Raw genomic sequence first — 4,136 nt, 5'->3', positions numbered from 1 at the left:
GGGGTTGGGGGGTGGGTGGGGGGTTGTGGGGTGTGGGGTGTGGGGTGGGGGGTGTGGGGAATGGGGAGTAGGGTGTGGGGTGTGGGGTGTGGGGTGTGGGGAATCGGGAGTAGATGTAGATCTAGATGTAGGGTGGGCAGTGTGTCAGACAGATCAGATCAGCAAGGGATAGCTTTTGTAAGCACTGCCCACCAGCAACGGATTTTTCAGCAAGGTTTGAATTAGGATGGCTATAGTAAGGAACTTGTGGGCAGTGGTGGGCAAAATTCTGTGATCTAGAACTACTCCAGAGCATAATGGTGTTTTTACCCACCCTACAATTAGGAGTAGGGTGTAGGGTGTGGGGTGTGGGGTGTGGGGTGTGGGGAATTGGGAGTAGATGTAGGGTGGGCAGTGCATCAGCAAGATAATCTCAGGAAGCCATAGCTTTTGTAAGCACTGCCCACCAGCAACGGATTTTTCAGCAAGGTTTCAATTAGGATGGCTATAGTAAGGAACTTGTGGGCAGTGGTGGGCAAAATTCTCTGATCTAGACTACTCCAAAACCACCAAAGTGTTTTTGCCCACCCTACAAGCTGACTATAATTAAGCCGTCAACCTGCTAACCTTCAGTTGTGGGGATCCCCCTCCCGTCCCCCTTAATAAGGGGGAAGCTAGAGATGATAAAGAGGGGCGATGGTTCCCCCCTTGTTAAGGCACCTTCGACCTATGGTTCACTCCAACACCGCGATCGACGAACAACTGCGCCCGTTTCCAGACCATACCCAACTGCCAGAATCTGATGGAACCTTTGTGAAGAACTTTCAGGAACATCCCCAAAGCATTCTTCTGACTGACTCCATCGAGCCAGTCTTGCAAGAGCTTCACCCAGACAATCGCTATGCCATTGGTCAAGATTGTGGGATTTACTGGCGGGAGACCACCCCCCCTGAAAAAGGTGCAGAAGCCCCGGATTGGTTTTATGTGCCTGACGTGCCCCCCCGACTGGATGGCCAGATTAGACGCTCTTATGTTCTCTGGCGGGAATATATCACACCTCTGATTGTCCTAGAGTTTGCATCGGGTACAGGTGCGGAAGAACGGGATCGGACACCTTTGCAAGCCGTAGATGGTACTGTTCAAAAACCAGGGAAATTCTGGGTATACGAAAAAATTATTCGGATTCCCTATTACGGCATCTTTATGATCAATACCGGGGAGTTGGAAGTGTACCACTGGGAAGATGGCACCTATGAGCGCCTGAGTCCTAACGAGCGCAACCACTATCCTATTAATCGCATGAATGTAGAACTAGGGGTGTGGCAAGGCACCTATCTCGGTCTAGCGGAACAACCTTGGTTACGATGGTGGGATCAAGAGGGAAATCTACTACTGACTGGCAAGGAGCGGGCAGCTTACGCCGAGGAGCGGGCAGCCTACGCTGAGGACCAAGCCCAGCAAGAGCAACAAAAGCGGCAACAGTTGGTAGCACAATTGAAGGCTCTTAGTCCGGAACAACTTCAGGCACTAGGAATCGATGCGGGACTTTTGGAGTAGGGAGTAGGGAGTAGGGAGTAGGGAGTAGGGAACAGGGAACAGGGAACAGGGAACAGGGAACAGGGAACAGGGAACAAAATTCTCTCAATTCCTAGGATGAGCTAAATGGGATTGACCTTGGCCAAAAGGCCACGCTACGCGATTGGCCTTTGGCCACGCTAAAAGCGATCGCATATCTCCCATGAATCTGGTTGATGACCTATAGCGTTATAACTTAGGCTGCTGAGATTTTCGGGCGGGCAGGATGCCCACTCTACTGCTATTTAGTGGAATAGGCATCTTGCCTGTTGCTGATCTAGGTAGAATAGGCATCTTGCCTGTTGCTGATCTAGGTAGAATAGGCATCTTGCCTGTTGCTGATCTAGGTAGAATAGGCATCTTGCCTGTTGCTGATCTAGGTGGAATAGGCATCTTGCCTGTTGCTGATCTAGGTGGAATAGGCATCTTGCCTGTTGCTGAGATTTTCGGGCGGGCAGGATGCCCACTCTACTGCTATTGAGTGGAAGATTCAGCAACACCATAATTCAACCCTTCAACCTTCAACCTGGCAACCTACAACCTTCAACCTACAACCTTGGCCTTTGGCCACGCTACGCGAACAACCTCCTAACCTTCAACCAACACATATCCATAATTCTCCAATCCCATCAATGCCTCTTTCACGGTATCAAACGCCTTCTGCTCAGCTATCGGCTCAAGGGTTACGGGATCTACTGGGCGCAATCTTTGCCATCGCTCTACTAAAGATGGCATCGACTGAGGAGCATCGAATAGGGGTAATAGACAAGAAGCAACGGCACTATCTACCAGAGATTGCACTCCACTCACTGGTAGATACCTACTAATTTCAAAAGGCTGTAATTCAGTAATGGCTTTGAGAATATTTTGTTTCACGTCTGGTATGTTCAGCTGAGGATGGAGATGTACCTTAGCCTTCTGCCAATCGGACAGTGTCCACTCGGCAATTGGAGTAAAGGATTGGCCTTGCTCGGGGTGTCCACACCAGAAATCCAGGAGCCGATGAACAGGATGTAATAGCTCAAACAAATGCAGTCGATCTTCCACAGAAATATCTGGCAAGCTCATAGCTAGAAACACTGGCAAATTGTCTGGTTCTTTGAATAGACTCATTAAATCCCATTGTCGCCAATGAACCATACTGATAAATTCTAGATTAGCGGCTCTTAAGCCAGCGAATAAATCAGGAATAGTGTAGCCTTTATCCCCTTGGAAAAGATAGTTCATTAACACTCTTTCTTTTCCGTCTTCTCCCTCATATTTATTATCCCAGGTTTTAGCTTTTAGCTCAACATTATTTTTTAAGGCTTTCATTGTATTTAAAGCAATGTCAATCTCCATATCTTCGGGATTTTCATCAAATAATCCCATCAGATGGAAGACTTCTTGGGCGCGAAAATACAGGTGACGTTGATGCTTACTGTGTAGATTGCTGCGAATAATGCCCTGAGGCTTCAAAACCGCTTTCATCGCTTTCAGGGCAACGGCTGGATCAGGAAATAAATAAAGTAGCTCGTCGCAATTAATATAATCAAATTCCCAACCAGCACTAGGTAAGTCATAAACGGAGAGCTGATGAAATTCTGCTTCTTCAAACCCATAATGGCTTAATCGTTTACGGGCTAAATCCAGAGACTGCTCCGAGATATCAATCCCAATAATTTTGGCTCCGGGATTCGCTTCTGCTAAAGTTAATGTGCCATATCCCGTGCCACAGCCAGCATCTAATATGACTTTCTGGTCTGGATTAATGACTTGGTGATTTCTTAAATAATAGGGGGTGACTAAATTATGAAAATAAAGTAAGCTTAACTGCTTTTTTGGGGAGCGGTCGATGGGAATTCTGGGATAGGGACCAAAATCAAATTGTTGGCGAATTTTTTCTTGTAATTCAGTGGCGTTTGTATCCATAATTAGGGAGTAGGGAGTAGGGTGTAGGGAGCTATCAGCTATCAGCTATCAGCTATCAGCTAATGAGCTAAAAGCTGACCGCTGACGACTGACTGCTGACGGCTTCTTATAACTTTAATACAACCCTTCAGAATCTTGGTGATAACCTTCATGATAAGTTTACCAAAGATTTATAAACAATGTCCAGATTGTTGGGTAATATGACCTAGGAAAAATAAAGCATTCAGCATTCAGCATTCAGTCGTCAGCATCGAGGGGTTAGCCTTGGGGTGAAAACTTTTCCCTTAGCGTGCGCGTAGGGCATTAGCTGATAGCTGATAGCTGACGGCTGAATGCTTACAGGAAAATTAATCAGGGATTTAGATGAATCAATTATCATCATCATTAGCGGTTACCAAAGGGATGGCTCAGAAATTAGCTATGGCTACAGCATCAGCAGCATTGATGACTGTGGCAATTTCTAGTGCAGCCCAGGCAGTTACACTAGTTAAAAATGTAGTGGTTAAGCCCCCTGCTGGTGAGGAGCCTACTGCTCAACTTTGTCTTCCTTTTTGTGAAACTGGGGATTCTATTACCACAGATCTAGGGCGTAGAGTGGTAATTGGAAATAACATAGACAAGACCTTAACCAGTATCCTCTACACAATTCCTGAGGAGGAAGATGCAGCCTA

5 protein-coding genes are annotated in these 4,136 nt (G+C 46.7%); 2 read left to right on the top strand and 3 right to left on the bottom strand.

Annotation, left to right across the window (positions count from 1 at the left end):
* Positions 1-153: 153 nt before the first annotated feature.
* The gene (locus F6K52_RS33185) at positions 154-399 is read right to left on the bottom strand and encodes a hypothetical protein (RefSeq protein WP_293088901.1); all 246 of its coding nucleotides are present in this window, start codon (positions 397-399) and stop codon (positions 154-156) included.
* A 309-nt stretch (positions 400-708) separates the two neighbouring features.
* Here F6K52_RS33185 and F6K52_RS33180 point away from each other — a divergent pair, with 309 nt between their 5' ends.
* Complete coding sequence (locus F6K52_RS33180) at positions 709-1,536, top strand: Uma2 family endonuclease (protein ID WP_293088899.1); 828 nt, start codon at positions 709-711, stop codon at positions 1,534-1,536.
* Positions 1,537-1,799: 263 nt separating this feature from the next.
* Here F6K52_RS33180 and F6K52_RS33175 read toward each other — a convergent pair whose 3' ends face one another.
* Positions 1,800-2,057: a hypothetical protein gene (locus F6K52_RS33175; RefSeq protein WP_293088897.1), complete on the bottom strand. Its 258-nt coding sequence runs from the start codon at positions 2,055-2,057 to the stop codon at positions 1,800-1,802.
* Between the two features lie 85 nt (positions 2,058-2,142).
* Positions 2,143-3,465: a class I SAM-dependent methyltransferase gene (locus F6K52_RS33170; protein ID WP_293088895.1), complete on the bottom strand. Its 1,323-nt coding sequence runs from the start codon at positions 3,463-3,465 to the stop codon at positions 2,143-2,145.
* 363 nt (positions 3,466-3,828) lie between these two features.
* Here F6K52_RS33170 and F6K52_RS33165 point away from each other — a divergent pair.
* A partial coding sequence (locus F6K52_RS33165) for a hypothetical protein (protein WP_293088893.1) occupies positions 3,829-4,136 on the top strand: 308 nt, incomplete at its 3' end.

The organism is Moorena sp. SIO3H5 (assembly GCF_010692395.1).
In the GTDB taxonomy this organism is placed as follows: domain Bacteria; phylum Cyanobacteriota; class Cyanobacteriia; order Cyanobacteriales; family Coleofasciculaceae; genus Moorena.
This window is presented reverse-complemented; position numbering and strand designations above follow the sequence as displayed.